General features: G+C 61.4%; 27 protein-coding genes and 1 pseudogene. 7 read left to right on the plus strand and 21 right to left on the minus strand.

The window, feature by feature from the left end; translation table 11 throughout:
- Positions 1-3 precede the first annotated feature (3 nt).
- Together G9X64_RS09665 and G9X64_RS09670 are read right to left on the minus strand one after the other, a co-directional pair.
- Positions 4-1,020, minus strand: a complete 1,017-nt coding sequence (locus G9X64_RS09665; protein WP_171376496.1) for a glycosyltransferase family 2 protein — start codon at positions 1,018-1,020, stop codon at positions 4-6.
- Positions 1,021-1,158: 138 nt separating this feature from the next.
- A complete protein-coding gene (locus G9X64_RS09670) occupies positions 1,159-2,652 on the minus strand; it encodes an ArnT family glycosyltransferase (protein WP_171376497.1) in 1,494 nt (497 codons plus the stop codon).
- Between the two features lie 173 nt (positions 2,653-2,825).
- Between G9X64_RS09670 and G9X64_RS09675 the strand changes: the two genes are divergently transcribed.
- Complete coding sequence (locus tag G9X64_RS09675; protein ID WP_168309724.1) at positions 2,826-3,788, plus strand: lysylphosphatidylglycerol synthase domain-containing protein; 963 nt, start codon at positions 2,826-2,828, stop codon at positions 3,786-3,788.
- Here G9X64_RS09675 and G9X64_RS09680 read toward each other — a convergent pair.
- From G9X64_RS09680 to G9X64_RS09695, 4 genes are read right to left on the minus strand one after another with little or no spacing between them, the layout of a single operon-like run.
- Entirely contained in the window at positions 3,756-4,997 is a 1,242-nt protein-coding gene (locus G9X64_RS09680) for an RNA polymerase sigma factor (RefSeq protein WP_171376498.1), read from the minus strand. The genes G9X64_RS09675 and G9X64_RS09680 overlap by 33 nt on opposite strands.
- A 9-nt stretch (positions 4,998-5,006) precedes the next feature.
- Positions 5,007-5,366, minus strand: coding sequence for a YciI family protein (locus tag G9X64_RS09685; protein ID WP_171376499.1), 360 nt, complete (start codon positions 5,364-5,366; stop codon positions 5,007-5,009).
- A gap of 2 nt (positions 5,367-5,368) precedes the next feature.
- Positions 5,369-5,728: a YciI family protein gene (locus G9X64_RS09690; protein WP_138328433.1), complete on the minus strand. Its 360-nt coding sequence runs from the start codon at positions 5,726-5,728 to the stop codon at positions 5,369-5,371.
- Between the two features lie 10 nt (positions 5,729-5,738).
- On the minus strand, positions 5,739-6,095 hold the full coding sequence (locus tag G9X64_RS09695; RefSeq protein WP_168309727.1) for a YciI family protein: 357 nt from the start codon (positions 6,093-6,095) through the stop codon (positions 5,739-5,741).
- A 155-nt stretch (positions 6,096-6,250) separates the two neighbouring features.
- Between G9X64_RS09695 and G9X64_RS09700 the strand changes: the two genes are divergently transcribed.
- Positions 6,251-6,466, plus strand: a complete 216-nt coding sequence (locus tag G9X64_RS09700; protein WP_171376500.1) for a hypothetical protein — start codon at positions 6,251-6,253, stop codon at positions 6,464-6,466.
- Positions 6,467-6,475: 9 nt separating this feature from the next.
- Here the strand turns inward: G9X64_RS09700 and G9X64_RS09705 are convergent, their stop codons facing one another.
- The 3 genes from G9X64_RS09705 to G9X64_RS09715 form a co-directional block, all read right to left on the minus strand.
- Positions 6,476-7,978 carry an AMP nucleosidase gene (locus tag G9X64_RS09705; RefSeq protein WP_168309729.1) on the minus strand — a complete coding sequence of 501 codons (1,503 nt, stop codon included), beginning with the start codon at positions 7,976-7,978 and terminating at the stop codon, positions 6,476-6,478.
- 169 nt (positions 7,979-8,147) lie between these two features.
- A complete protein-coding gene (locus tag G9X64_RS09710; protein WP_003546872.1) occupies positions 8,148-8,327 on the minus strand; it encodes a hypothetical protein in 180 nt (59 codons plus the stop codon).
- A gap of 268 nt (positions 8,328-8,595) precedes the next feature.
- Positions 8,596-8,934 carry a DUF2147 domain-containing protein gene (locus G9X64_RS09715; RefSeq protein WP_129418566.1) on the minus strand — a complete coding sequence of 113 codons (339 nt, stop codon included), beginning with the start codon at positions 8,932-8,934 and terminating at the stop codon, positions 8,596-8,598.
- Positions 8,935-9,380: 446 nt separating this feature from the next.
- Here G9X64_RS09715 and G9X64_RS09720 point away from each other — a divergent pair, with 446 nt between their 5' ends.
- The gene (locus tag G9X64_RS09720; protein ID WP_003546876.1) at positions 9,381-9,650 is read left to right on the plus strand and encodes a sel1 repeat family protein; all 270 of its coding nucleotides are present in this window, start codon (positions 9,381-9,383) and stop codon (positions 9,648-9,650) included.
- A gap of 247 nt (positions 9,651-9,897) precedes the next feature.
- Here the strand turns inward: G9X64_RS09720 and G9X64_RS09725 are convergent, their stop codons facing one another.
- The 3 genes from G9X64_RS09725 to G9X64_RS09735 form a co-directional block, all read right to left on the minus strand.
- Entirely contained in the window at positions 9,898-11,013 is a 1,116-nt protein-coding gene (locus G9X64_RS09725) for a pyridoxal phosphate-dependent aminotransferase (RefSeq protein ID WP_171376501.1), read from the minus strand.
- Positions 11,014-11,126: 113 nt separating this feature from the next.
- Positions 11,127-11,528: a PilZ domain-containing protein gene (locus G9X64_RS09730; RefSeq protein ID WP_129418568.1), complete on the minus strand. Its 402-nt coding sequence runs from the start codon at positions 11,526-11,528 to the stop codon at positions 11,127-11,129.
- Between the two features lie 242 nt (positions 11,529-11,770).
- The gene (locus tag G9X64_RS09735; RefSeq protein WP_168309731.1) at positions 11,771-12,172 is read right to left on the minus strand and encodes a DUF2177 family protein; all 402 of its coding nucleotides are present in this window, start codon (positions 12,170-12,172) and stop codon (positions 11,771-11,773) included.
- A 162-nt stretch (positions 12,173-12,334) separates the two neighbouring features.
- Here G9X64_RS09735 and G9X64_RS09740 point away from each other — a divergent pair, with 162 nt between their 5' ends.
- Positions 12,335-12,781, plus strand: coding sequence for a baeRF12 domain-containing protein (locus G9X64_RS09740; RefSeq protein WP_168316700.1), 447 nt, complete (start codon positions 12,335-12,337; stop codon positions 12,779-12,781).
- A gap of 61 nt (positions 12,782-12,842) precedes the next feature.
- Here G9X64_RS09740 and G9X64_RS09745 read toward each other — a convergent pair whose 3' ends face one another.
- Entirely contained in the window at positions 12,843-13,709 is an 867-nt protein-coding gene (locus G9X64_RS09745) for a LysR family transcriptional regulator (RefSeq protein WP_168309733.1), read from the minus strand.
- 91 nt (positions 13,710-13,800) lie between these two features.
- Here G9X64_RS09745 and G9X64_RS36490 point away from each other — a divergent pair, with 91 nt between their 5' ends.
- Positions 13,801-14,052: a hypothetical protein gene (locus tag G9X64_RS36490; protein WP_168309734.1), complete on the plus strand. Its 252-nt coding sequence runs from the start codon at positions 13,801-13,803 to the stop codon at positions 14,050-14,052.
- Here G9X64_RS36490 and G9X64_RS09750 read toward each other — a convergent pair.
- Positions 14,003-14,335, minus strand: a complete 333-nt coding sequence (locus tag G9X64_RS09750; RefSeq protein WP_003558042.1) for a hypothetical protein — start codon at positions 14,333-14,335, stop codon at positions 14,003-14,005. The two genes, G9X64_RS36490 and G9X64_RS09750, sit on opposite strands and share 50 nt — an antisense overlap.
- A 354-nt stretch (positions 14,336-14,689) precedes the next feature.
- Between G9X64_RS09750 and G9X64_RS09755 the strand changes: the two genes are divergently transcribed.
- Together G9X64_RS09755 and G9X64_RS09760 are read left to right on the plus strand one after the other, a co-directional pair.
- On the plus strand, positions 14,690-15,130 hold the full coding sequence (locus G9X64_RS09755; protein WP_168309735.1) for a glyoxalase superfamily protein: 441 nt from the start codon (positions 14,690-14,692) through the stop codon (positions 15,128-15,130).
- Between the two features lie 75 nt (positions 15,131-15,205).
- A complete protein-coding gene (locus tag G9X64_RS09760) occupies positions 15,206-16,573 on the plus strand; it encodes an MATE family efflux transporter (protein WP_171376502.1) in 1,368 nt (455 codons plus the stop codon).
- Positions 16,574-16,617: 44 nt separating this feature from the next.
- Here G9X64_RS09760 and G9X64_RS09765 read toward each other — a convergent pair whose 3' ends face one another.
- The 7 genes and pseudogenes from G9X64_RS09765 to G9X64_RS09795 form a co-directional block, all read right to left on the minus strand.
- Entirely contained in the window at positions 16,618-16,779 is a 162-nt protein-coding gene (locus tag G9X64_RS09765; RefSeq protein ID WP_168309737.1) for a hypothetical protein, read from the minus strand.
- Between the two features lie 101 nt (positions 16,780-16,880).
- On the minus strand, positions 16,881-17,717 hold the full coding sequence (locus G9X64_RS09770) for a helix-turn-helix transcriptional regulator (RefSeq protein ID WP_168309738.1): 837 nt from the start codon (positions 17,715-17,717) through the stop codon (positions 16,881-16,883).
- A gap of 48 nt (positions 17,718-17,765) precedes the next feature.
- A pseudogene (locus tag G9X64_RS09775) lies at positions 17,766-17,992 on the minus strand (DUF1127 domain-containing protein).
- A gap of 89 nt (positions 17,993-18,081) precedes the next feature.
- Positions 18,082-18,879 (minus strand): 5-deoxy-glucuronate isomerase, encoded by a 798-nt coding sequence (gene iolB, locus G9X64_RS09780; protein WP_168309740.1) that lies wholly within the window; start codon positions 18,877-18,879, stop codon positions 18,082-18,084.
- Positions 18,880-19,079: 200 nt separating this feature from the next.
- Positions 19,080-19,997: a myo-inosose-2 dehydratase gene (gene iolE / locus G9X64_RS09785; RefSeq protein WP_026158607.1), complete on the minus strand. Its 918-nt coding sequence runs from the start codon at positions 19,995-19,997 to the stop codon at positions 19,080-19,082.
- Positions 19,998-20,052: 55 nt separating this feature from the next.
- Complete coding sequence (gene iolD, locus G9X64_RS09790) at positions 20,053-21,903, minus strand: 3D-(3,5/4)-trihydroxycyclohexane-1,2-dione acylhydrolase (decyclizing) (protein ID WP_168309882.1); 1,851 nt, start codon at positions 21,901-21,903, stop codon at positions 20,053-20,055.
- A gap of 197 nt (positions 21,904-22,100) precedes the next feature.
- Complete coding sequence (locus G9X64_RS09795; protein WP_168309741.1) at positions 22,101-24,035, minus strand: bifunctional 5-dehydro-2-deoxygluconokinase/5-dehydro-2-deoxyphosphogluconate aldolase; 1,935 nt, start codon at positions 24,033-24,035, stop codon at positions 22,101-22,103.
- Positions 24,036-24,098 lie beyond the last annotated feature (63 nt).

A 24,098-nucleotide genomic window follows, 5' to 3' on the forward strand; every position in this document is an offset into this window, starting at 1 on the left:
GGCTTAGGCTTGGCTTTGATCGTCGAAGATCTGCCGCACGATATAATTCGGAGAGGCATCGTCGCGGTAATAGGTGCGCGCGATCATTTCCGCCAGGATGCCGGTGGTGATCATCTGCACCGACGACAGCAGCAGCACGATGCCGACCATCAGCATCGGTCGCGTGCCGATGTCGTTGCCCAGGATGAACTTGTCGAAGCTGAGATAGAGCAGGATCAGCATGGCGAGCGCGCCGAGGCCGAGACCCAGCGAACCAAAGAAATGCCCCGGCCGCGCCTTGTAGCGCATGAAGAACATCACCGACAGCAGATCGAGGATGACGCGGAAGGTGCGCGAAATGCCGTATTTCGAAACGCCGTGCTCGCGGGCATGGTGGGTGACGGCCATCTCGCCGATGCGCGAGCTCGGCACCACACCGGCGACCCAGGCTGGGATGAAGCGGTGCATCTCGCCCATCAGCTTCACCTGCTTGATGATCGAGGCACGGTAGATCTTCAGGCTGCAGCCGTAATCGTGCAGCTTGACGCCGGTGATACGGCCGATCAGGTAGTTGGCGCACCACGACGGGATCTTGCGCAAGAACAGACCGTCCTTGCGGTTCTTGCGCCAGCCGACCAAGAGGTCGAGTTCGCGCCGTTCTAGCTCGGAGACCATCGAAGGAATGTCCTTCGGATCGTTCTGGAGGTCGCCGTCCATCGTCGCGATCAGGCGACCCTGGGCGGTGTCGATACCGGCCTGCATGGCGGCTGTCTGGCCGAAGTTGCGCTGCAGCTCGACGATTCTGAGCGCCAGCCCCTCGCGTCCGACGTACTTCCGGGCGTTGACGAGCGTCGCATCCGTGCTGCCATCGTCGACGAGGATCAGCTCCCAGCGATGGGGGTAGCTAACCATCGCAGCCACGACACGCTCGACAAGCGGGCCGACGCTTTGCTCTTCGTTGAAAATGGGCACGACCAGCGACAGTTCGAGCGATTGTACCGGATCATTCGTACCGCGAATGGGCTCTACCGTTGTCTGCAACTTTCATCTCCAAAAGGCCGGACGGCCGCGCAATCTTTACTGCTGCCGCCGCGCTTGCGGAAGGCTACTACATGAAGTGTCCGCCGGTTGCCAGCGGGCAATGCCGGATTCCCCGTAATCGGCTGACCTGCCGGGGCGCTATTTCGCGCCGCCTTCCACCCAGGAGTAACCAATGGAGAAGCTGCGTTTGCCGTCACCGAAGAGATAGGGCAGCGTCAGCGTCTTCAACTCTTGCAGATGAATGCCCGATTTGACGAGGTCATTGGCGAAGCCGGGGGAAATTGTTGGATCATCTGCGGTCTCGCCGCGCCAGATAACCAGCACCGGCCCCTTCGCGTCCGCATATTCGGGAACTCCGGGTCCGGGGAAGAACGGGATCACCACGGGAACATCGGGAAACTTCAGCCGCATGTTGCCGGCAATGAACTTGGTTCCCGCGACGATGAGAACCGGCTTGCGGGTCGCGGTCAATTCAGCCACGTAGCCGGAAAAGGGTACGTTCGTTCTCGTATAAGTGCCGATATATTGAATGCCGACGATCCGGAAAAGAAGGATCGACAGGATGACGACCATGAAGACCGGCACCACGGGCCGGAAGCGCGCAAGACCGGCGGAAAGATCGATGTTCGCGGTTTCCAGTTTCAGGAACAGATAGATCAGCAGCACGAGCAGGCATGGGTCGAGCCAGCGCTCGTGGATATCGCTGGCGCCGGCGAAGAGGACCACGCCGACGAAGGCGAGCAGGCTGATGACCATCATCCGCTCGATCACCCGGATCATCGGGCTGGAAGAGGAGAGCGCGCGAAAGAAGTCACGCCGGAAGGCGGCCGCGATGAGCACGATCGGCAATGCGACGAAGCCGAGGACGGCGATCACGAGAGACAGCAGTCCTTGCCCGATGCGGGGAAGGCCGGCCGGGGCCAGGTGTTCGGCAGTCATCCGCTCCAGCGTCGGTGCAGACGCGCTGGCGAGATTGTCAGGCAGCCAGAGCGCATGCGGCAGCACGATCAGAATGGCAAGGACGGCGGCCGGCAGCAAACGCCAGTCGATGAGACGGCTGCGCCATTCCCGCTCCGGAAGCACGGCAATGAGGGCGGCAAATGGCAGGATGGCGAAATTATACTTCGAGATGAGCCCGATGCCGGTGGCGATGCCGATGAGGAGGTAGCTCCCGAGCGTCGGCTGGCGCAGCGTGCGGAAAAAACCGAAAAGGAAGAGCGAGGTCGCAAACAGCAGGGCAACCGTATGGGTCAGTTCGCGCTGCGCCATCAGGCCAACCTGCGGCAGGGTAATCAGGCTCAGCATGGCGACGGCTGCGAGCGAACGGCTCTTCAGCACCTCGCGGGCAGCAAGGCCGTAGAAGAGATAGCAGCCGAAGAGAATGATGTTCTTCGGCACCGAGAGCACCCACATCGATATGCCGGTCACCGAGACGATGGCATATTGGATCCAGTTGTAGAACGGCGGCTGCGGACCGTAGCCGGCAAGCAGGTATTGCGAGTAGAAGGATTGCTCCGCCTCGTCGAGATCGAGCGTATGCGGCAAGGCGATGCGAAGCGCGATGTTCAGCAGGAAATAGGCCGCGAGAAAAATGCTTGCGCTCGTAATGCTTCTGGTAATCCGCTCCAACATCGATCTCCACGTCAAACCGGCGAGGCGCCGTCATCTACCAGTCTGTCGCTCGGATCGTCGGCGCAGAAGGCCCCGCCATCAACTCCGTCGTTGTGCGCAACCTTCATTTCTCATAAAAGGCCTGGCGACGGAACCGCTGCCTATGCCGAAGCCAAGCGAGGAATGCCTACTACATGAAGAGTTCGATCGTTGAAAGCCGGCAATCCTGGTTTATGCGCAATCGCATGACCGTTCTGACGGTCGTCATCGTCGCAGCCTATGGCCTCTTCATCCAATGGTTCTGGGGTTGGCCTGTTATCATCAGGCAGTGGTCCGATGTCGGCGCGGGTCCGGTGATCGGTGCGCTCGTGCTGCTGACGAGCACCTATTTCCTGCGCACCTGGCGCATCTATGATTATTTCCCGAACGAGACGGCTGGCCGGTTCGCGGTCCTCTTCCGCGTCACGCAGATCCACAATCTGCTGAACATCATGCTGCCCTTCCGCGCCGGCGAGACGAGCTTTCCGCTGCTGATGCGCACCGAATTCGGCATTCCGCTGACGCGCGGAACCTCGGCGCTCTTCGTCATGCGGCTGCTCGACCTGCACGCGCTTTTGGCCGCCGCCGGCATCGGCTTTGCCGTCGCTTCAGCCGATGCCGCTGTTGCCTGGGCGCTCTGGACAGCCTTCCTGCTGCTGCCGGTCGCGGCCTTCGCCGCCCGCAAGCCGCTGCTGCGCCTCGCCGCCAAGCTGCTGCCCAACAAGGCGCAGAAATTCGTCGCCGAGATCGAAAACGGCTTGCCGCTCGATGCCATCGCCTTTGCGCGCGCTTGGACGATGACCATCGTCAACTGGCTGGTGAAGGTGATGGTGCTCGCATGGGCGCTCGGCCTGATGGGCGTGCTGCCGATGGCGGCAAGCTTCGGCGGCGCGCTGGGCGGCGAGCTTTCCTCGGTGCTGCCGATGCATGCACCGGGCGGCGTCGGCACTTATCCGGCCGGCATCACCGCCGGCGCCATCGCCTTGGGCGCATCGAGCGAGCGGATGGCTCTGGCCGCGCTGGCGCAGGCTAGCGTCAATGCCCACTTGCTGATCATCGTCTCGGCGCTCACCGGCACCGCGATCTCACTGCCGCTCGGACGTCGTGGCAAGCTCTAAAATCCGTTTTCTCAAAAACGCCTGCTCCGGCTCCTGCCGGCAGAGCGACAGCGCTGTTTCATACGCGGCGATCGCCTCTTGCCTCCGGCCGAGACGGCGCAGGAAATCGGCGCGCGCCGAATGGGCGAGGTGGTAGGCCTGCAACTCCCGGCGTTCTAGAATGGCATCGACCAGATCCAGCCCCTTTGCCGGCCCTTCCGTCATCGCAATCGCCACGGCGCGGTTGAGCTCGACGATCGGGGAGGGCTGCGCCGCCAGCAGCAGATCGTAATAAAAGGCGATCCGCCGCCAGTCGGTTTCTTCGGCGCTCGAAACCTTCGCATGCTCGGCGGCGATCGCCGCCTGCACCGTATAGCTGCCGATCTCTCCCGTCCGCATCGCCTCGGCAAGCAGCGCCAGGCCTTCGGTAATCTTCGCATGATCCCAGAGCGAGCGATCCTGATCGGCAAGCAGCACCAGCGAACCGTCTCCGACGCGGCGGGCGGTGCGGCGGGAATCCTGCAGCAGCATCAAGGCCAGCAGGCCGCAGACGTCGGGATGCGGCAGCAGCGCCAGAAGCAGCCGCGCCAGACGGATCGCTTCTGCGGTCAGGTCGGCGCGGACCACCTCCTCGCCCGAAGAGGCCGAATAGCCCTCGTTGAAGACGAGGTAGATGACGTGCAGCACCGGGTCGAGTCGCGGCGGCAACGCCTCGCGGCCCGGCACCTCGTAGGGGATCTTCGCCGCCCGGATCCTGCCTTTGGCGCGCACGATCCGCTGGGCCACCGTCGGCGCCGGAATGAGGAAGGCATGGGCGATCTCTTCGGTGGTTAGCCCGCAGATTTCCCTCAGCGCCATCGCCATCTGCGCATCGGCCGGGATGAGCGGATGGCAGCAGGTGAAGATCAGCCGCAGCATGTCGTCCTCGATCGGTTCCATGTCGCCGATCTCCGTTGCATCAGGCGTGTAGAGGCTGTCTTCGATATGATGCTGCGAAGCATCGAAACGCGCCCGCCGTCGGATCGTGTCGATCGCCTTGAAACGCCCCGTCGAAACGAGCCAGGCGAAGGGATTGCCGGGAATACCGTCCGTCGGCCATGTCCGGGCGGCGGCGGCAAAGGCGTCGTGAAGCGCCTCCTCCGCCCGGTCGAAATCGCCGAGCAGACGGATCAGCGTCGCCAGAACCCGGCGCGATTGCGTTCGGTAGATTTCTTCGATGACGCTTTCCAATCAGGCACCTCAGTCTGGCAGGGTCAGCGTCCGCACGGGCCTCACTTCGACCGCGCCGTAACGGGCCGATGGGATTCGCCCGGCGATCTCTATTGCCTTGACCATGTCGAGCGCCTCGATGACGTAGAAGCCGGCTAGATGCTCCTTCGTTTCGACATAAGGCCCGTCCGTGGCGGAGAGCGTGTTGTTGCGAACACGCAGCACGGTCGCCGTGTCAGGCATTTCCAAGGCATCGGAGTGGATCATGATGCCCTCGCGGGACAGCTCCTCATCGAAAGCGAAATGCGCTTTGATAAGTTCGGCGGTTTCACCTGGCGTCAGCGTTCCGTCGGTGTCGGTGCTGTTATAAATCAGGCAGATGTAGCGCATGACTATTTCCCATCCTGGATAGCGTAAGTCGGGCGCACTTCGATCGAGCAATATTTGAGGATCGGAAAACTCGACACGATCGTCTTCGCCTCGTCGATATTCTCGGCTTCGATCAGCACAAAACCGCCGAGGTGCTCTTTGATTTCGGCAAATGGGCCATCGGTCGCAGAGACGTCGCCATTGCGCAGGCGGACCGTGATCGCTGTTGACGGTTCATGCAAGGCGAGCGCCACCAGCAGATGACCGCTCTCGCGCCAGCGATTGTCGCTGATGATGCACTCCTGTGTCAGCGCATCCCATTCGGTCTGAGGGACCAGCTTGCTTTTTTCCGTGTCGAACCAGATCTGGCATAGAAATTTCATTGGTCTCTCCTCACTTAGCTCCGAATTCGTGGATTGGCCGCACTTCGATCGCGCCGAGCATGGCGAGCGGGATGCCCGCGGCAATGCGGATCGCTTCGTTGAGATCCTTGGCCTCGATCAGGATAAAGCCGCCGAGCGCCTCCTTCGTCTCGGCAAAGGGACCGTCCGTCACCGACATCTCGCCATTGCGCACCCGTACGGTCACCGCCGATTTCGGCGGCTGCAGCGCCTGGGCGACGATCATATGCCCGCTATCGACGAGGTCCTTGTCATAATTCAAGGAATCGGTGTCGAGTTCGGTCTTCTCCTCTTGTGTCATGGCGTCGAGTACCTCGCCATCGAACCAGACCTGACAGAGATATTTCATCGCGGACAGCCTTCCTTGCCGTGTTCCAATACCCTTGGACGAACGATCTTCGCGCAGTTCGACAGCGGCGGGAAAAATCTTTTGTGCCCGCCAGTGTCGAAATCGCGAGGCAGCGCTCGACAAGGCTTCGTCGAAAGCTGTCGAGGAGAATAGCAATGAGTATTTTTGAAATCGCTGTGGCAAGCCAGATATGGGCGCGCCGCCATGAAAAGCGTGAGCTGGAGTTCGTCGAAAGCGATGGGCTGAAGATTCTCCTGCGCGTCGCTTTCGTCTTCGTCGCCTTCACCCTGTTGATCGCGGGGCTGAATGTTGCCGCAGGCAGGCCGCAGATGCTTGTGCAGCAGTCAGCACCTGTCGTGACCGGTAGGTGAGGAACCGGCCTATTGGAAGGCCGTCTCGAAGAAGCTGCGCAGCTTGCGCGAATGCAGCGCTTCCTTAGGCATGGCGGCAAGCTTCTGGACGGCGCGGATGCCGATCTGCAGGTGCTGGTTGACCTGCGTGCGGTAGAAGGCCGTTGCCATGCCCGGCAGCTTCAACTCGCCGTGCAGCGGCTTGTCGGAGACGCAGAGCAGCGTGCCATAGGGCACGCGGAAGCGGAAGCCGTTGGCGGCGATCGTTGCCGATTCCATGTCGAGCGCGATCGCGCGCGCCTGGGAGAGCCGCTTCACCGGCCCGCGCTGGTCGCGCAGTTCCCAGTTGCGGTTGTCGATCGTGCCGACGGTACCGGTGCGCATGATGCGCTTCAACTCGAAACCTTCATAGCCGGTGATTTCGGCAACGGCCGCTTCGAGCGCCACCTGCACTTCGGCCAGCGCCGGGATCGGCACCCAGACCGGCAGGTCGTCGTCGAGAACATGATCCTCGCGCATATAGGCATGGGCGAGAACATAGTCGCCGAGCCGTTGGCTGTTGCGAAGACCGGCACAATGGCCGAGCATCAGCCAGGCATGCGGGCGCAACACGGCGACGTGGTCGGTGATCGTCTTGGCGTTGGAGGGACCGACGCCGATATTGATCATGGTGATCCCGGCATGGCCCTTCTTCTTCAGATGGTAGGCCGGCATTTGCGGCAGGCGGGTGAGGGCAGCATCCGTTTCCGGCGCGTTCGAGCCGGGCAGGGTGACGACATTGCCGGGCTCGACGAAGGCAGTATAGCCGTGGCCGCCTTCCGCCATCAGCTTGCGCGCCCAGCTGCAGAATTCGTCGATATAGAACTGGTAGTTGGTGAACAGCACGAAATTCTGGAAATGCTCGGCATGCGTCGCCGTATAATGTGACAGTCGGGCGAGCGAATAGTCGATGCGTTGCGCGGTGAACGGCGCAAGCGGTGAGGGCTCTCCCGGCGGCGGGATATATTCGCCGTTGGCGATCTCGTCGTCGGTGGTGTTGAGGTCGGGCGTGTCGAAGATATCGCGCATCGGAAAGTCGATGAAGGCGCTGGTCGATGCTTCCACATGCGCCCCCTCGCCGAAGGCGAAGTGCAAGGGGATCGGTGTCGTCGATTCCGAAACGATGACAGGCACATTATGGCTCTTCATCAAGAGCGCCAGCTGCTCCTTCAGGTAATGCTTGAAGAGCTTCGGCCGGGTGATTGTCGTCGTATAGATGCCGGGTGCCGTGACATGGCCATAGGAAAGCCGCGAATCGACATGGCCGAAGCTTGTCGTCTCGATGCTGACCTGCGGATAAAATGCGCGGTAGCGCGAGGAGATCGGCGCACCCTGCGCAAGTTCGCTGAAACTCTCGATTAAAAACGCCGTGTTGCGCTCGTAAAGCGCCGTCAGCGTCTCGACCGCCTTAGCGGGATCATCGAAGCTCTGAGGCTGGAAAGGCGGTGGAGAGGATGTGTCGAGGGGCGACAAAGGGGAGATTCGTTTGTTCATGACGCATTATAGAGAGTTGTTCTTGACAAGCAAACGACGCGCGCCGGCGGATTCCGATTTTTTGTCCTCTTCCGCGCTTGGTGCGAATGGCTGTCCAAAAGTGCGCAGCGGTTTTGAGACAACGACATGCATAAATCAAAGACTTAAAGCGCATCGCGATGCGCTTTACTCACCGCACCGCAGGGGCGCAGAAGGTGCCGTTTCTCTCCAGGCAGGTATAGCTCGCCCCGAAATGCGACTGCGCGCCGCCGCCGCCATTATGCACCACGACTGCCGAAAACGTGACCGCGAAGATCGCCGCAAACAGTGTGATGATGCTAAGGCGTCTTGCCAGAATATAGTGGTTCATTGCCTTGCCCCCGATACGCAACTCTATCGTGACATGAGTTTTGCCATGCGGTGGCTGAATGAGTGCTGAGATACCGGTTCATCCGCCGTTCAGCTTGCCGGACAGGCTCGGCCAGGTTGCGGAGAGGATCAGGAGGGGTTCGCGGGGGAGTTCGACGCCATTCGACTTCGCCAGCTGGCGTAGCGGCGGAGACCGCAAAGGGCTCCGAAGCATGCCGGCGTCGGCATGCTTCAGCGTTTGAGATGATCGTTGCGCGAGCCCTATGGCCTCAAAGCCGCGTCCATGTTTGCGACTTGCAGAGGATCTTCATCACGCAGCCCTGCATCCTCAGCGAATTGCCGGAAACCTTGCCCGAGCCGCTATAGGTCTTCTCGGCCGCCGGGTCGGTGATCTCGCCGGCATAGCTGCCGCCGGTTCCCGCAAGTGTGCCGATCTTCCGGCCGGCATATTTACCGGTCTTCAGCGTCACGCAGTAACTGCCGCCGCAGGATGCGATCACTGCCGTATCGCCGGCGGCCGTCTTCCAGTTGCCGACGATCGGCTCCTCGGCATGTGCGATACCCGCGATGACTGTTATGGCGCCGGCGAGAACGAAGCTGCGGATCATCTTTTCCTCCATGATGTCCCTTGGTCGGTCGCGAAAATAACTGACGCGAACGTAAAGGTAAATAAGCCCGATCACCGTTCTGCGGATCGGGTGAAAAACGGGAGAGAAAAGCCATGCGGCGAGCTTGTACGGATATCGCCTGCTGATTTCATGATGAATGATCCGTTTATTTTCAAATCTGAATCTTTCGTAAAATCCGCTCGAAAATCCTTAATTCGCAGGGAGTCCGATGTTTAACGAAAATCCAATTTTACCAAGTGTTTGCACTTTGTTTGTCTCAAATTAATCATGCATTTTAGGCGTTTTTTGAAAGCCGTTTGGCATAGTGAACCCATCAAACGAGCGGGGCAAACCCGCCGGACCGAAAGGGCCGCAAGCCGCGATAGACGGCAAGGCCCGAAGGTAAAACAGGGTCAGTCATAAACAGGCTAACAGGGATAAAACCGATGGCACGCTTTGAAATGCACAATGCTGAAACGGCCACCATGGGTGGCGACAACAACAGCGCCGATGTCTTCTGCGAAATGGGTCTGATGTATGCAACCGGCCGCGGCTGCGAAGTCGACCTCGTTGCTGCCCACAAATGGCTGAACATCGCCGCAATCAAGGGCAACGACCGCGCCGCCGAGCTTCGCGCCGACGTGGCCGCCGCCATGGACAAGATGCAGCTCGCAGCAGCGCTGCGCGCCGCCCGCGAGTGGATGACGGTTCACTAAAAACAGGATGATTTTAGGCCCGTTTGGCCTAAAATCTGAATCCTGTTCTACATTATATAGTTAGAACATGATGTCGTCCGAAAACCGCTCACACTTTTCGGCATCATGCTCTGAGATCGTCTCCGATCAATCGACAAGAGCAGCAAAAACAACCTCAAAAGAGGGAGCTGGCGGGGCGCTTTGGACGGGGCCGACGCCGGGAGAACGGAACCGCGACCGGATCCTCCACCGGCCGCGGTTCTTCGCTTTATCGGCCGATCTGTTTCAGGACCTGCGGCAGCGCTTCTTCGAGGAGCGCCATATCCGCCTCCGGCCCGACGCTGACGCGAATGCAGCGATTGAGCGGCGCCACGCCAGGCATGCGGATGAAGACGCCGCGCTCCATCAGCCCGTCGACGATCGCCCTGGCATAAGCGCCGTCGCGGCCGGCGTCGATCGCCACGAAATTCGTCGCCGAGAGCAGCGGTTGAAGGCCGTTCGCCCGGGCAATGCCGCCGATCCGCTCCCGGCCCGCATGGATTTTCCCGACCACCTCGACGAGATAGGCCTGGTCCTTCAGCGCCGCGAGCGCTGCTGCCGTCGCCAGCCGGTTCATGCCGAAATGGTTGCGGATCTTGTCGAAGGCCTGTGCGGTGCCTGCCGTCGAGATCGCGTAGCCGGTGCGTGAGCCGGCAAGTCCGTAGGCCTTGGAGAAGGTGCGGGTGCGAACGACGTTCGGCAGCTCGATGAGCGAGGAGATCGACGGCAGCGAACCTGCCGGCCCCGTCTCGCTATAGGCCTCGTCGAGCACCATCAGCGTCGTCTCGGGCAGCGCACGGGCGAAAGCGACGATGCTGTCGGCATCCCACCAGCTTCCCATCGGATTGTCGGGATTGGCGAAATAGACGAGCGGCGCATTCTCGCGTTTCACCGCATCGAGCAGCCCCTTGAGGTCCTCGCGGTCGTTTGCGTAGGGAACGGTCACCAGCCGGCCGCCGAAACCGGCGACATGGAAATTGAAGGTCGGATAGGCGCCGAGCGAGGTAACGACGGGCGCGCCCGGTTCGATCACCAGCCGGACGATCTGGCCGAGCAATTCGTCGATGCCGCTGCCGATGGCGATATTGGCGGCCGAGACGCCGAGATGGGCGGCAAGCGCTTCCCTGAATGCAAAATTCTCCGGATCATTGTATTTCCAGATATTGCCGGCCTCCTCGCGCATCGCTGCAAAGACAGAAGCGGCTGGGCCGAAGCCGTTCTCATTGGCGCCGATGCGCGCCGAAACGGCAAGTCCGCGCTGGCGCTCGATCGCCTCGGGACCGACGAAGGGAACTGTGGAGGGCAGGGCGCTGGCAAGAGGTGTGAAGCGCGAAAAGGCGGACATGCGAAGGCAGTTTCCCGGACATATTGACAATCGGCGCAACAATAGGCCCGGGCACGGCCAACGCAAGCAAGATTATTCCCGCAACGGCAGCGCCGCGCGTGTCGTCGGCCTGTTCACGCGCGGAAGATCGGCGCACGTCGGGCGTCGATTGCTTCCATATTACCGATCATGAAATCGGTGCGGACGACGCGGCGCAGAACCTCGGGGTCCATGATGTTGATGAACCGCACGCCGATGCGTTCTTTATGGCGATAGACCTCGGCGCAGCCGATCCGGTAGGCGAGGCCGAGAATGTTGAGATAATAATGTTTCGGCAGACCGGCGGTGGTCGATACGACGAAGGTGGCGCCGCCCTGCGAGATATCGATGATCTCGGCGCTTCGCATCGAGACGCCTGTGAGGCACGGGCGGACAGCGACGATGCGGGCGGGTCGCTTGACGTTAAACTCTTCCCAGCGCAGGTCGTAGACAGCGGATTTGACCGTGGCAAGGTGTGTAGCGCGGAGCATAGTCATTCACATTCTCCGTCAGACAGGGCACATTTGGGGTCTTGATCACGAGCAAGCTGGTCTTGATCGCGAGCAAGCTGGTCTTGATCTCATTCAAGCAGGGGTCTTGCTCCAACCAAGGTCACATGAATGTTTTGCACATTCGTCAAATATAAAATTACAATTTTAACGAGTTTAAACTTTGTTCCCAAGCGGGACGCCCTGATGTCCATTATCGGGACGCGGGCTTTCATCTCTAGGCTCCCGTTTCAGCCAAAAAATCTGACGGCGAAATATCCGCCGGCGGCAGTCAGCGCCGTCATAGCCGTGCCCCAGGCCATGTCGACCAGGCTCATGGCGAGCGGCCAGTTGCGAAGCGTGGCGAGATTGGTGATGTCATAAGTGCCATAGGCCGCCAGTCCCAGAATGGCACCGTGGAGAAACGCCGTGGCGATCGAGCCCGCCGACAGTGCCGGCAGCACGGCAAGTACAACCACCGCGGCGGCGAAAAACAGGTAGAACAGTGCGCCGACCGCCAGATTGGGCGAGGGCAGCATCAGCGCTCCCAGCTGGTCGCGATAGAAATTGCGGGCGATGAAGCCGAGCCATATCCCGTCGCAGATGAGAAGAGTGAGAAAGGTGCCGGCATAGGCGAGCAGTGATGTCTTCATCGTCAATCTCCCGAGCTTGGCCTTTCTACGCAGCAAAGGCCGACCGGATCGCCGCCCGTTCGATTTCGGTGCAATTTTCCCGAACTCTTTCAATGGCCGAGCGTTGTGTCTTGATCGATGAAGCACGGCGCGCTTCGAATGACGACAGCGAGGAGTTGAAAGATGACCGACGTCAAAATCCCTTGGAAATCATGGGTCGTGGTCTGCAACGGAGCCAAGGCTCTGATCATGCAGAATGCCGGCGATGCTCAGCTGATGAACCTGAAGGTGCTGGAAACTCTGACGCAGCCGAGCGAGCCCGACCGCGAGATCGGCGCCGACAAGCCCGGCCGCAGCCATGCCGCCGATGGCTTCAGCCGCAGTGCTGTCGAGGAGACCAACTGGCAGGATCAGGCCGAAGCTCAATTCCTGAAACAGGTCGCGGAAAGGCTGGGTGAGCTGGCGCAGGAAAAGGATGTCCGCCGCATTGTCCTCGTTGCGCCGCCGAAAGCACTCGGCGCGCTGCGGCCGGCCCTCAGCGCCGATACGCAGGCAGCGATCTCCTTAGAATTGGCGAAGGACTATACCAATATGCCGGTCGACGAGATTGAGCGGCATCTCGCCGCCTGAGCCGGCAAAACCTGTTTATTAGTGAACGCGGGTCGATGGCCCGCGTTTTCATGCCGTTGCGTCAAGCGGACGGTCTCTGCCCGGCAAACAGATCTTCATGGTCGGCAAAGAGCGCCGCCAGGCGGTCGATGACGATCCTGACTTCCGGCCGTTGCCGCTCGTCGTCATGCGCAACGATCCACATCTCATAGGTCAGTTCGTCGATGACAGGCCCGGCGCGGACAAGCCTGCGCTCCTGATCGCCGATGAAACAGGGGAGCACGCCGCGGCCGGCACCGCCGCGGATGAGGTAAAAGAGCATATGCTGCGTGTTCGTCCAACTGGTGATCCAGGAATCCGGCTGTTCGAACGTCCATTTGTCCGCCGGCGTGATGGCGGTATCGGTGCCGAGTGAGATCCAGTTGCAGTTTTTCTCGTCATAGCCGGCCGCCTGATAAGCCGCATGCGCCACCGTGACCGAACGGCGGATCGCGACGTTGCCGCTCTCCGGCCGGCTGTGGCGAATGGCGATATGCGCCTCGCGATAGGTGAAATCGACGCTCGTGTCGCAGGTCTTGTAGCACATGCGGAAGCTGTCCTTCGGCGTCCAGACGCTTGCCAGATGGTCGGCGACGAAACGCGAGGTCCAGCTGTCGGCCGCCGTCGAGACGATCGGCAGCGTCAGCACTTCGCCGCGCCAGTCGGAGATCGCACGCGCCGCATCCTGCATCAGCCGGACGCGATCGAGCAGCTCCTGCCCGTCCTTGGCCAGTAGATAGCCGGTGGGGCCGCGGCTGAACAGCGATCGGCCCGTCACCCGTTCGAGTGCCAGCATGCGCCGGCCGATCGTCGGTGCGCTGAGCCCGGTGCGCTGAGCCGCCGCCGAAAGCCCGCCGCCGGTCGCAACGTGGAAGAAAAGTTGCAGGTCGTCCCAGCTCGCATCTTTCATGGATGAAAACCCCCTTTCTCCAACGCCTCTACATCGGAGGGGCGCGAAGGCTTAGCTCAATGCCTGAGCCAAATAGATGGAGGATGCAGCAATGGATCTCAACTGGGTTGTTCTCTTTAGGGAAATCGAAATCGGCAATCGCCGGATCCGCCATGATCCCTTGAGCGATCCGCTCGATCGTCCGGAATGGCGCGGATTTCTCTGGGCCGTTTCGATCATCGCGCGCCTTGTCGCAAGACGGAGCGGCGAAACAAGGGCGACGTGCCGCGATGGTTCGCGGATCGGAAAAAGCCTCAGGTTTCGAAGTTCAATCGCAACACGTGGTGCAGGAATTCCGGATTGATCAGCATGTTGAAGCTGATCGTCACCAATTCGCCTTCGCGCTTGACCACGGTCGCACCGATCTCGTCATGGATGCCGAGGATTTCGAGAAAGAAATGGCTCGGCATTTCCAGGTTCGGGCTGACTTCGAGCAATGCGCCGGCAAGCGTGATCGTGCGGATCAGGCAGCGCACCTGCGTTCCGGTGCTGAGGTGATGGCCGACGAAGATGATGTTGCCGGGCCTGTCGAGATTGAATTCCCTGTAAGCACGTTCCGGCTTGGGGTGTTCTGTGTCGAGGTGCATCTGAAAGGCCCTTTTAGCCTCCGCTTGTAATACGACAGGATATTAGCTGAAGAATGCTGACATTTGCTGAAGAACACCGTTAAGATTGAATGCTTATGTGAAGCCCGCGGGAAAATCGCATCGATTTCGTGCAGATTTGCCCCAAAGTTGCGCATTCCCGGCGCAGATGCGCCATTCTTGACATGTCGGCGGCGTTCGCGCATACAAGGGCCGGTTCGAGGCACCGGCCGCTCGCGGATGAAAATCCATGGTGAAGTCCTCACGATCATGGTCACGGCCCTTTGTGCATGCTGACTGACGGCAATGCGAGCTCCCATCCGCAGTCGAAGAGCATGCCTTGCGAAGGCTCACGCCATGACGACGACCTATCCTGCTATTGACGAATTGAAGGCCCAGGCCAAGCGCCTGCGCCAGGCGATGAATGATTGCGGCACCAGACTGACCCACAGTGCGGCCCTGGAAATGATTGCCCGCCAGCACGGCGTGCGTGATTGGAATACACTTGCGGCTCTTGCGGCAAAGCCCAATGCCGCTCCAAAGACGCCGCTCTTCGTCGGCGCGCATATTCGCGGCCGTTATCTCAATCAGCCGTTCACCGGCGAAGTCCTGGCGCTTTCGGCCCTGCCGGGCGGCGACCTCCACAGGATCACCATCCATTTCGACGAGCCGGTGGATGTCGTTACCTTCGAGAGCTTTTCCGCCTTTCGCCAGCGTGTGAACGCGCAGATCGATGCCGACGGTGTGTCGCCGCGGAAGACCTCGAACGGCGTGCCGCATCTGGTGCTCGATCTCTAGTTTGCTTTCATTCTTTTGAGGCTGTCCGATACGTAAGCCGGATCGGGCCTCGCTCGCTATCGCACGGATTTCTCCATGACCGATCTTTCTGAAGGCAATGCTTTTCTCACCGGCTGGCTGCCGGGCGTCTTCATCAAAACGGCGGCACCAATCGTCGCGATCACCACCGTCAACGGCCTGTTCACCGTCGTCGACGCCTATTTCCTCGGCGCCTATGTCGGTCCGGACGCACTCTCTGCCGTCAGCCTGATTTTCCCCGGGCTGATGCTGCTGGTCGCCCTGCAATCGCTGGTCTCGAACGGCATGGCGAGCATCCTCGCCCGCCGGCTCGGCGCCGGCGATCGCGAGGGCGCTCGTCGCGTGTTTGCCGGCGCGCATGCGCTGGCACTCGCCGTTACCCTCGTCCTCAATCTGGTCTACTGGACTGTCGGCCGGCAGATCATCGATGCCGGTGCCGCCGGCAATGCTGCCGTGGCCGACAGCGCCATGCTGTTCATGGGCGCGATGATCGCCTGTGCGCCAGTCGGCTTCTTCCTGTCGCTGCATCTCGACGGATTGCGCTGCGAAGGCAAGATCGGTTTCATGATGCTGGTGACGCTGTCGGCCTCGCTGCTCAACATCTTCGCCAACTGGCTGTTCATGGCGGTCATGCATTGGGGCGTGCTCGGTTCGGCAGCCGGCTCCATCGCCTCGCAATTCGCCTGTCTCGCGGCCGTGCTCGCCTATCGCTGGCCTCGGCCGACGGCACTGAGGCCTTCCCCGGGGTTGGCTCTTGCCGAATGGCGCGGCATCGCCGCCTTCGGCGCGCCGATGAGCCTCGGCTTCATCGGCATATCGCTGGCCTCGGCCGCCATTTTGATCAACGTCTCGCTCTGGAGCGTGGCAGACTACGTCGCAACGGTGGCTGCCTACGGCATCATCACCCGGATCATGACTTTCACCTATCTGCCGCTGCTTGGCCTCAGCATCGCGCTGCAGACGGTCGCCGGCAATAATCACGGTGCCGGCCTCGGGCTCCGCGTCGGCCGCAGCCTGCAGATCGCCATGCTCGTAGCACTCGTCTATTGCACCCTGGTGGAGATCGCCGTCGAATTGCTGGCCGGTCGCATTGGCGCCGTCTTCGTCGCCGATCCCGACATTATCGCCGAGGTCAGACGAATTCTGCCCTGGACAATCGGCGCCTATTTTCTCTTTGGGCAGATGCTGATCCTGTCGTCCTATTTCCAGTCGATCGGCGATGCCCCGCGCGCGGCGATCTTCGGCCTGTCGCGGCCCTATCTGTTCACCCTGCCGCTCACCTTCCTGTTGCCCTTCGTCTTCGGCGAACAGGGAATCTGGATGGTGCCGGTCTTTGCCGAGGCAGGCATGTTCATCCTTGCCTTCCTGGTGCTGTCGCGGAACGCAAAGCGCCGCGGTTGGCGCTACGGGCTTTTACCAACCTGAGACGGAAAAGCCGCACTCGCCAGCGCGGCTTTTCCTGCCGTCTTCTATTCCTTGCCGCTCGAAACGGCCGTTGTCGCGGCTTCCGCCTCGTTCAACGCCTCGGCGCATTCCTGGCAGCAGACCTCGACAGTCTTGCCGCCGAGCTTGACGGCAATGGTCTCCGCGCCGAGTTCACAGTCGCAGGCAGCGCATGTGGTCTTCTTCATCTGATGATCCTCCTGACGGTCGTCCCCGGATCGGGACAGGATCATAAGATCATCGAAGACCGCATTGCCGCTGTCGAATTCTTTAGCGATCAATGGAATTTTCACCTGCGCAGCAGTTGCGCCGCCCGTTGGAATTCGGCCGGAGTCTGCCCGAAGGACTGCTTGAAGGAAGCGCTGAAATGGCTGTGGCTGGAAAAGCCGAGATCGAGACCGAGCGCGGTCAGATCCTCATACTGGCCAAGCAGATCGAGAGCACGGGCAAGCCGCAGCCGCAGCTGGTAGCGATAGAGCGGCGTCGCCTCGACCTGTTGGAAGACCTGGGTCAGATAAACGGGCGAGACGCCCACTTCGGTGGCGATTTCCGAAAGTGTCCAGCGCCGCGCGAGATCGGAGGACAGCACCAGCTTTGCCCGGTCGACGAGTTTCTGCCGACCGGCGCTGCCGCCCGCCGCATGCGATGTGCGCTCGCCGAGCGAACGGCGCACGAGCGTCAGCGCCAATATTTCCGCTTCCAGCGTTTCGGCGACGCTGCGGCGTAAACCATGACGCAGGAGCGCAACCAGCGCCTGCGCGCGCGGATCGATCCGCCGGCGCTGGCGGCGGAAGGAAAAGGGCGGGCCGGGCTGCGCCTGTTCCTTCGGCGTCAGCTCTTCGAGCATGGATTCGGCGATCGCCAGATCGATGCAGGCGTCGCCACCCTCGATAGGGTGGCTGATCCGATATCCCTGACCGGCATTGAAGAACAAGACCTGATTGGCTTCGGCCACCGTATCATTGCGGCCGACATGGCGCATGAAGACGCCGCGATAGGGATAGACGAGGCTCGTCCTGTGGGCGCATTCCTCGTCGCTCTTATGACGGCACTCGCCATTGCAGACAATGTCACGAATAGTGACCATCTTCGTTTTCAGAAGCGGTGCCTTTGAGAACTGCGACATTGCATATTCCGTATCAGACAGGCCAGAACCGACGGTACTTATATCAGTTTAGTAACGGCTGTAGACATGAACATCGCTTTCTGTCTGCCCCCTGGAAGGCCGATATCCTTCAGCTGTTCGTCGGAAAGCTCCATCAACGCGTTCCGGTTGCGTCGTTCGTTTATTTTGCGGGCCAGCCAGCGCGCCGCCGTGATTGCGGCAAGGAACAGGCCGGGTCGCGTACGGCGTGAAGAGCGAATATTTCGGGCCGGTATCGTGACATTCGAGCTGTGCATGGTGATCCTCCATCCGTATTTGGATGGAGGCAGTGAACCATCAGCGGCGATTTCGCGCTGTCAGATTATTTAGCGATCGAACGCGACGCCTACGCCTTCAGCAGCCACTCGTGTTCGGCGGCATTGTGGAATTTCCAGATGCGCTGCGGCCCGGCCATTACGTTGAGGTAGTAGAGGTCGTAGCCATGGCAGGCGGCGCAGGGGTGATAGCCCTTCGGCACAAGCGTCACATCGCCGTCCTCGAGCGCCATTGCCTCGTCAAGCGAGCGATCGTCGGTGTAGACGCGCTGGAAAGCGAAGCCCTGCGGCGGGTTGAGGCGATGGTAATAAGTCTCTTCCAGGAAGCTCTCGTTCGGCAGGTCGTCCTGATCGTGCTTGTGCGGCGGATAGGAGGAGGTGTGGCCGCCCGGTGTAATCACCTCGACGACCAGCAGCGAATGCGCCGAGCTGTCGTCTTCAGGCATGATATTGTTGACGTAGCGCACGTTTGTGCCCCTGCCGCGAGTCACCTGTGGATGCGTGCCGGGCGGGATTGCCTTTGCCTGATAGGTTCCGCCGCCGGGCGCCGAGCAGACCGCGAGCTCCAGATCGGTCTCCGCGGTCACCGACCACGTCGATTCCATCGGGATGTAGAGCGCATGCGGCGCGCCTTCGAATGGGTTCATCCGGCGGCCGAGCGTGCCGAAATCCTTGGTGCCGGCAGACGCCTTGCCCTTGCCGGTCACCCAGACGAGGCAGACTTCCCGATCGCCCGTCTCTCCCGAAACGGTCTCGCCCGGCTTCATCCGATGCAGATCGAAGCCGACATAGGTCCAGCCGGCATTTTCCGGGGTGACATGCGTGACGCGGCCATGCGTGCCGGACGGTTTCACCTTGAGATTTGGCATTGGTGTTTTTCCTCGTAAGTTGGCGGGTGCGGCCCCCCTCATCCGGCTGCCGCCACCTTCTCCCCGAGGGGAGAAGGGACATGTTGCGCCGTATTTTTTCCCTCTCCCCACCGGGGAGAAGGTGCCCGGAGGGCGGATGAGGGGCTTCTTGCTCCTGCGCTCCCGGTCTGCCCCTTGTGGGGAGGGGTCTTTTGCTCCCGCTATCCCTTGGGGAAGCCTTCCGTTTCCACGGTATAGCCGGCAGCCGTCATGACACGCATCAATTCGGCGTGGCCGATCTCGGCCATTTTCTGCGGCGGGGCCTTGCGCGGATCCTGTTCGGCCTCGACGACGAACCAGCCTTCATAGCCGTGATCGGCCAGCCGCTGGACAATGGCGCCGAAATCGAGCGAGCCGTCGCCCGGCACCGTGAAGGCGCCAAGTGCCACCGCATCGAGGAAGGACTGCCGGCTACGGTCCAGCCCATCCACCACGGGCTTGCGGATATCCTTGACGTGAACATGGTTGATTCGGGCGTGGTGGTTCCCGATGGCGCGCAGCACGTCGCCGCCGGCAAAGGCCAAATGCCCGGCATCGAGCAGCAGCGGAATGCCTTCGCCCGAATGGCGCATGAAAGCGTCGAGTTCCGGCTCGGTTTCAACCACGGCGGCCATGTGATGGTGGTAGGAAAGCGGCATGCCCTGCTCGGCGCACCATTCCCCGAATTCCGTGACGCGACGCGCATAGGCCTTCATCTCGTCATCGGAGAGGCGCGGCTTAGTCGCGAGCGGCTTGGAGCGGTCGCCCTGGATCGAGCGACCGACTTCGCCATAAACGATGCAAGGTGCATTGACCGCCTTGAACAGCGCGATCATCGGCGCGATGCGGTCCTTGTTGGCGGCAAGCTCCTCATTGACCAGCGTACCGGAGAACCAGCCACCGCACAGCGTCACGTCGGCGGCGCGCAGGATCGGGAGCATCTCTTCCGGATTGCTAGGAAAACGGCGGCCTTGCTCCATGCCGGTGAAACCGGCACTGCGTGATTGCCGCAGGCATTCCTCCAGGGACACGTCATCGCTGAGCTCAGGAAGATCGTCGTTCCACCAGGCGATGGGCGACATGCCAAGTTTGGCCTTCATCAACATTCTCCTTAAAACATTACGGAGAGCCGGGACGCTCTTCCGAGAAATCATATTAGCCGATGCGCTGGGCGGCACGTGCTTCGACATAGCCCTTGCGCGCCTCGTTGACCTGTTCGCGGGGGCTGACCTCAGGCACCGCGACATCCCACCAGTGCCCGCCGGCCTCCGTGGTAACAAGCGGATCGGTGTCGATGACGAAGACCGAGGTGCGGTCGTTCTTCTTCGAGTCGGTGATCGCCTGCTCCAGCTCGGCGATCGAGGCGACCTTGACGGCGACGGCGCCCATGCTTTCGGCATGCGCCCGGAAATCGATTTCCGGCATCACCTCGTGGTAGGAGTCCTTCAGCAGATTGTTAAAGTTGGCGCCGCCGGTTCCCATCTGCAATCGGTTGATGCACCCGTAACCGCGATTGTCGAGCACGACGATGTTGAGCTTGAGGCCGAGCATGACCGAGGTGGCGAGCTCGGAATTCATCATCATGTAGGAACCGTCGCCGACCATGACGACGACATCCCGTTCCGGATGCGCCATCTTGGCGCCGAGCCCGCCGGCGATCTCATAGCCCATGCAGGAAAAGCCGTATTCCATGTGATAGCTGCCCGGCGCCGTCGCCGGCCAGAGCTTGTGCAATTCGCCGGGAAGGCCGCCCGCAGCGCAAAGCACCGTCGTATTCTCGCCGCCGAGCGTGCGCGCCACTGCGCCGATCACTTGAGCATCGGAGGGCAGGGCGGCATTGGTCGTCGCCATTGCCTTGGCCGCGGCCCCCGTCCAGACCTTCTTCTCCGCAGCCGCCTTCTCGGCGAGTGCTGCCGGCGCCTTCCAGCCCGAAAGCCCTGCCGACAGCGCCTTCAACCCTTCGCGGGCGTCAGTGACCAGCGGATGGCTGTCGTGCTTCACTGCGTCATAGGCGGCGATGTTGAGGCCGATCATCTTCAGGCCGTCATTCTTGAACAGCGCCCAGGAGCCGGTGGTGAAATCCTGGCAGCGTGTGCCGACGGCGATGACGAGATCCGAATCTTCGGCGATCGCATTGGCCGCCGACGTGCCGGTGACGCCGACCGAGCCGAGCGCCAGCGGATGGGTCTCGTTGATCGCAGACTTGCCGGCCTGGGTGACGACGACGGGAAGGCCGTGGGCCTCGGCAAAGGCGGCAAGCTCCTTCGTCGCCTGCGAATAAAGCACGCCGCCGCCGGCAACGATGACCGGCTTCTGCGACGCCTTGATCAGCGCAACGGCATTCGCCAGCTCGTCCGCATCCGGCTGCGGCCGGCGTGTCGCCCAGACTTTTTCAGCAAACAGGCTTTCCGGATAATCATAGGCTTCGGCCTGGACATCCTGGCAGAGCGACAATGTCACCGGACCGCAATCGAGCGGGTCGGTCAGGACCTGCATGGCGCGCTTCAGCGCCGTGATGATCTGCTCGGGCCGGGTGATGCGGTCGAAATAGCGGGAAACCGGACGGAAGGCATCATTGGCCGAAACCGTGCCGTCGCCGAAATCCTCGATCTGCTGCAGCACCGGATCGGGCGCACGGTTGGCGAAGACGTCGCCCGGCAGGAAGAGAACGGGAATACGATTGACATGCGCCACGCCGGCGGCCGTCACCATGTTCAGCGCGCCCGGACCGATCGAGCTCGTGCAGGCCATGAAACGTGTGCGGAAATTCGCCTTGGCATAGGCGATCGCCGCATGCGCCATGCCCTGTTCGTTGTGGGCGCGATAGGTCGTCAATTCCTCGCGCACCTGATAGAGCGCCTCGCCGATGCCGGCGACGTTCCCGTGACCGAAGATCGCCCAGACGCCGCCGAAGATCGGCACTTTTTTGCCGTCGACGATCGTCATCTGTACTTTCAGGAAATGCGCGACAGCCTGCGCCATCGTCAACCGTATCGTCTTGCCCATCGGGTCCTCCCGCAATCTTTCTTTTCGCATTTTCCCCTCCCCAACCCTCCTCACAAGGGGGAGGGACTTAACTTGGGGCACCGCCTCACACCATGAGCCAGCGTCCTTTTGGACGAGACGCTGCGGTGAGAATGCAGAGAGCCCGGCAGGTTAACCCCTCTCCCTTGTGGGGAGGGGTTGGGGAGGGGTCTTAATTCTCAGTGGAGGTCGCGGGTTTTCAGCCACGCCTCTGTCAGTTGCCGGAAGCGGCCGGCCATATCGGCGATCGCTTCCTCGTCGTTCATTCCGCCCGAAAGCCAGGCGCGCGCCGCATCGGCAAAGATCGTCCGACCGACGGCGAAGCCCTTCACGGAGGGAGCTGCCAGCGTCGCCTCGAAGCAGGAGATCAGCTCGTCGGCGGGCGCCTCGAGCCCGAGGAGCACGATACCGCGGCACCATGGATCATTTTTGGCGATCACCGCATCAATCTTCTTCCAGGCTTCACTGGATGCCTGCGGCTCCAGCTTCCACCAGTCCGGCTTGATGCCGAGCGCATAGAGTTCCTCCAGTGCGTTCGCGACGGTGTCGTCGGTCAGCGGCCCGTTCTTGCCAGCGATGATCTCCACCAGCAGCTCGCGGCCGACCTTGCGGGCGGCCTCGAACAGCGTCCGCAGCTTCTCCTGCTGCTCCGTCTTCAATCCAGCCGGATCATCAGGATGATAGAAGCACAGGCACTTGATGCAATGGCCGAGCGGCCATTCGACCAGTTGCGAGCCGATATCCTGACTGAATTCGAAGCGTAGCGGCTTCGAGCCCGGCAATTCCACCGGCCGGCCGATCCACGAGAAATTCTTCGTCGCCGCATCGAAGAAGGCGTCGCGGCCGAAGCGCTCGTCGATCAGCATGCCGTAGCCGTCGCGGCCATTCGAAACCCGCGCCGCTGCCGCGACCGCCAGCCGCTTGAAGGCGACGATCTTCTCATGGCCGACGCCGAGCTCATCGGCGACGCTGACGAGCTGCGAACGGTGGTCGATCGCCAGCGCCATCAAGAGCGGGATTTCGCCGCGCCGGGTCGATGCCCAGTGAATATGGTTGATCGCCTCGTCCTTGCGCAGCGCCCGGTGTTTGCTGCCGGTCGTCAGAAAGAAGTCGAGTTCCGCCCAGGTCGGATATTCCGGCGAGCAGAGCAGGCGGGAGACGGCGAAGGCGCCGCAGGCATTGGCCCATGTGGCGCAGGTCTTCAGCGGCTCGTCGCGCAGGAAGCCGCGCAGAAAACCGGACATGAAGGCATCGCCGGCGCCCAGCACGTTGAAGACTTCGATCGGGAAACCCTGGCCGATGATGCCGGCTTCGAGATCGTCGGCGATTGGCCCGTCATAGACGATGCAGCCCATGGCGCCGCGCTTGAGCACGATCGTCGCCGGCGACAGGCGGCGGATTTCCTTCAGCGCACCGAGCACGTCATCGGCGCCGGAAGCGATCAGGATTTCCTCTTCGGTGCCGACGATGAGATCGCAGTCCGGCAGCGTCTCTTTCATCTTCGAGGAGACCCGGTCGGATTTCACGTAGCGTTCGAAGCCTTCCGCGTGGCCGGCAAGGCCCCAGAGGTTCGGTCGGTAATCGATGTCGAAGATCACCTTGCGGCCGTTCGCCTTGGCGATGCGGATCGCCTTGCGCTGCGCGGCCTCGGTATTCGGCCGCGAGAAATGCGTGCCGGAAACGAGAACGGCGCGCGACGATCTGATGAAATCCTCGTCGATATCGCCTTCATCGAGCGCCATGTCGGCGCAGTCCGACCGATAGAAGATCATCGGTGACACGCCCTCGGCCTCGACCGCAAGCAGCACCAGCGCCGTCAGCCGTTCCTTGTCGGTGACGATGCCATTTGTCGCAACACCTTCGCGCGCCGACTGCTCGCGGATGAAGCGTCCCATCTGTTCGTCGCCAACGCGGGTGATAAGGCCGGATTTGAGGCCGAGCCGCGCCGTGCCGATGGCGATATTGGCCGGGCAGCCGCCGACGGACTTGGCGAAGGAGGCGATATCCTCCAGCCGTGAACCGATCTGCTGGCCGTAAAGATCGACCGAGGAACGGCCGATGGTGATCACATCAAGCGCCGGCTCCGGCTGTGAACCCGGATTCGATTGTACCATGATGTCCTCCCGCTAGATTTTGCGCGGCTTCCAGTGCCTGCGAATTTTCAATAATGAAACATT

This window comes from Rhizobium sophorae (assembly GCF_013087515.1).
GTDB classification, from domain to species: domain Bacteria; phylum Pseudomonadota; class Alphaproteobacteria; order Rhizobiales; family Rhizobiaceae; genus Rhizobium; species Rhizobium sophorae.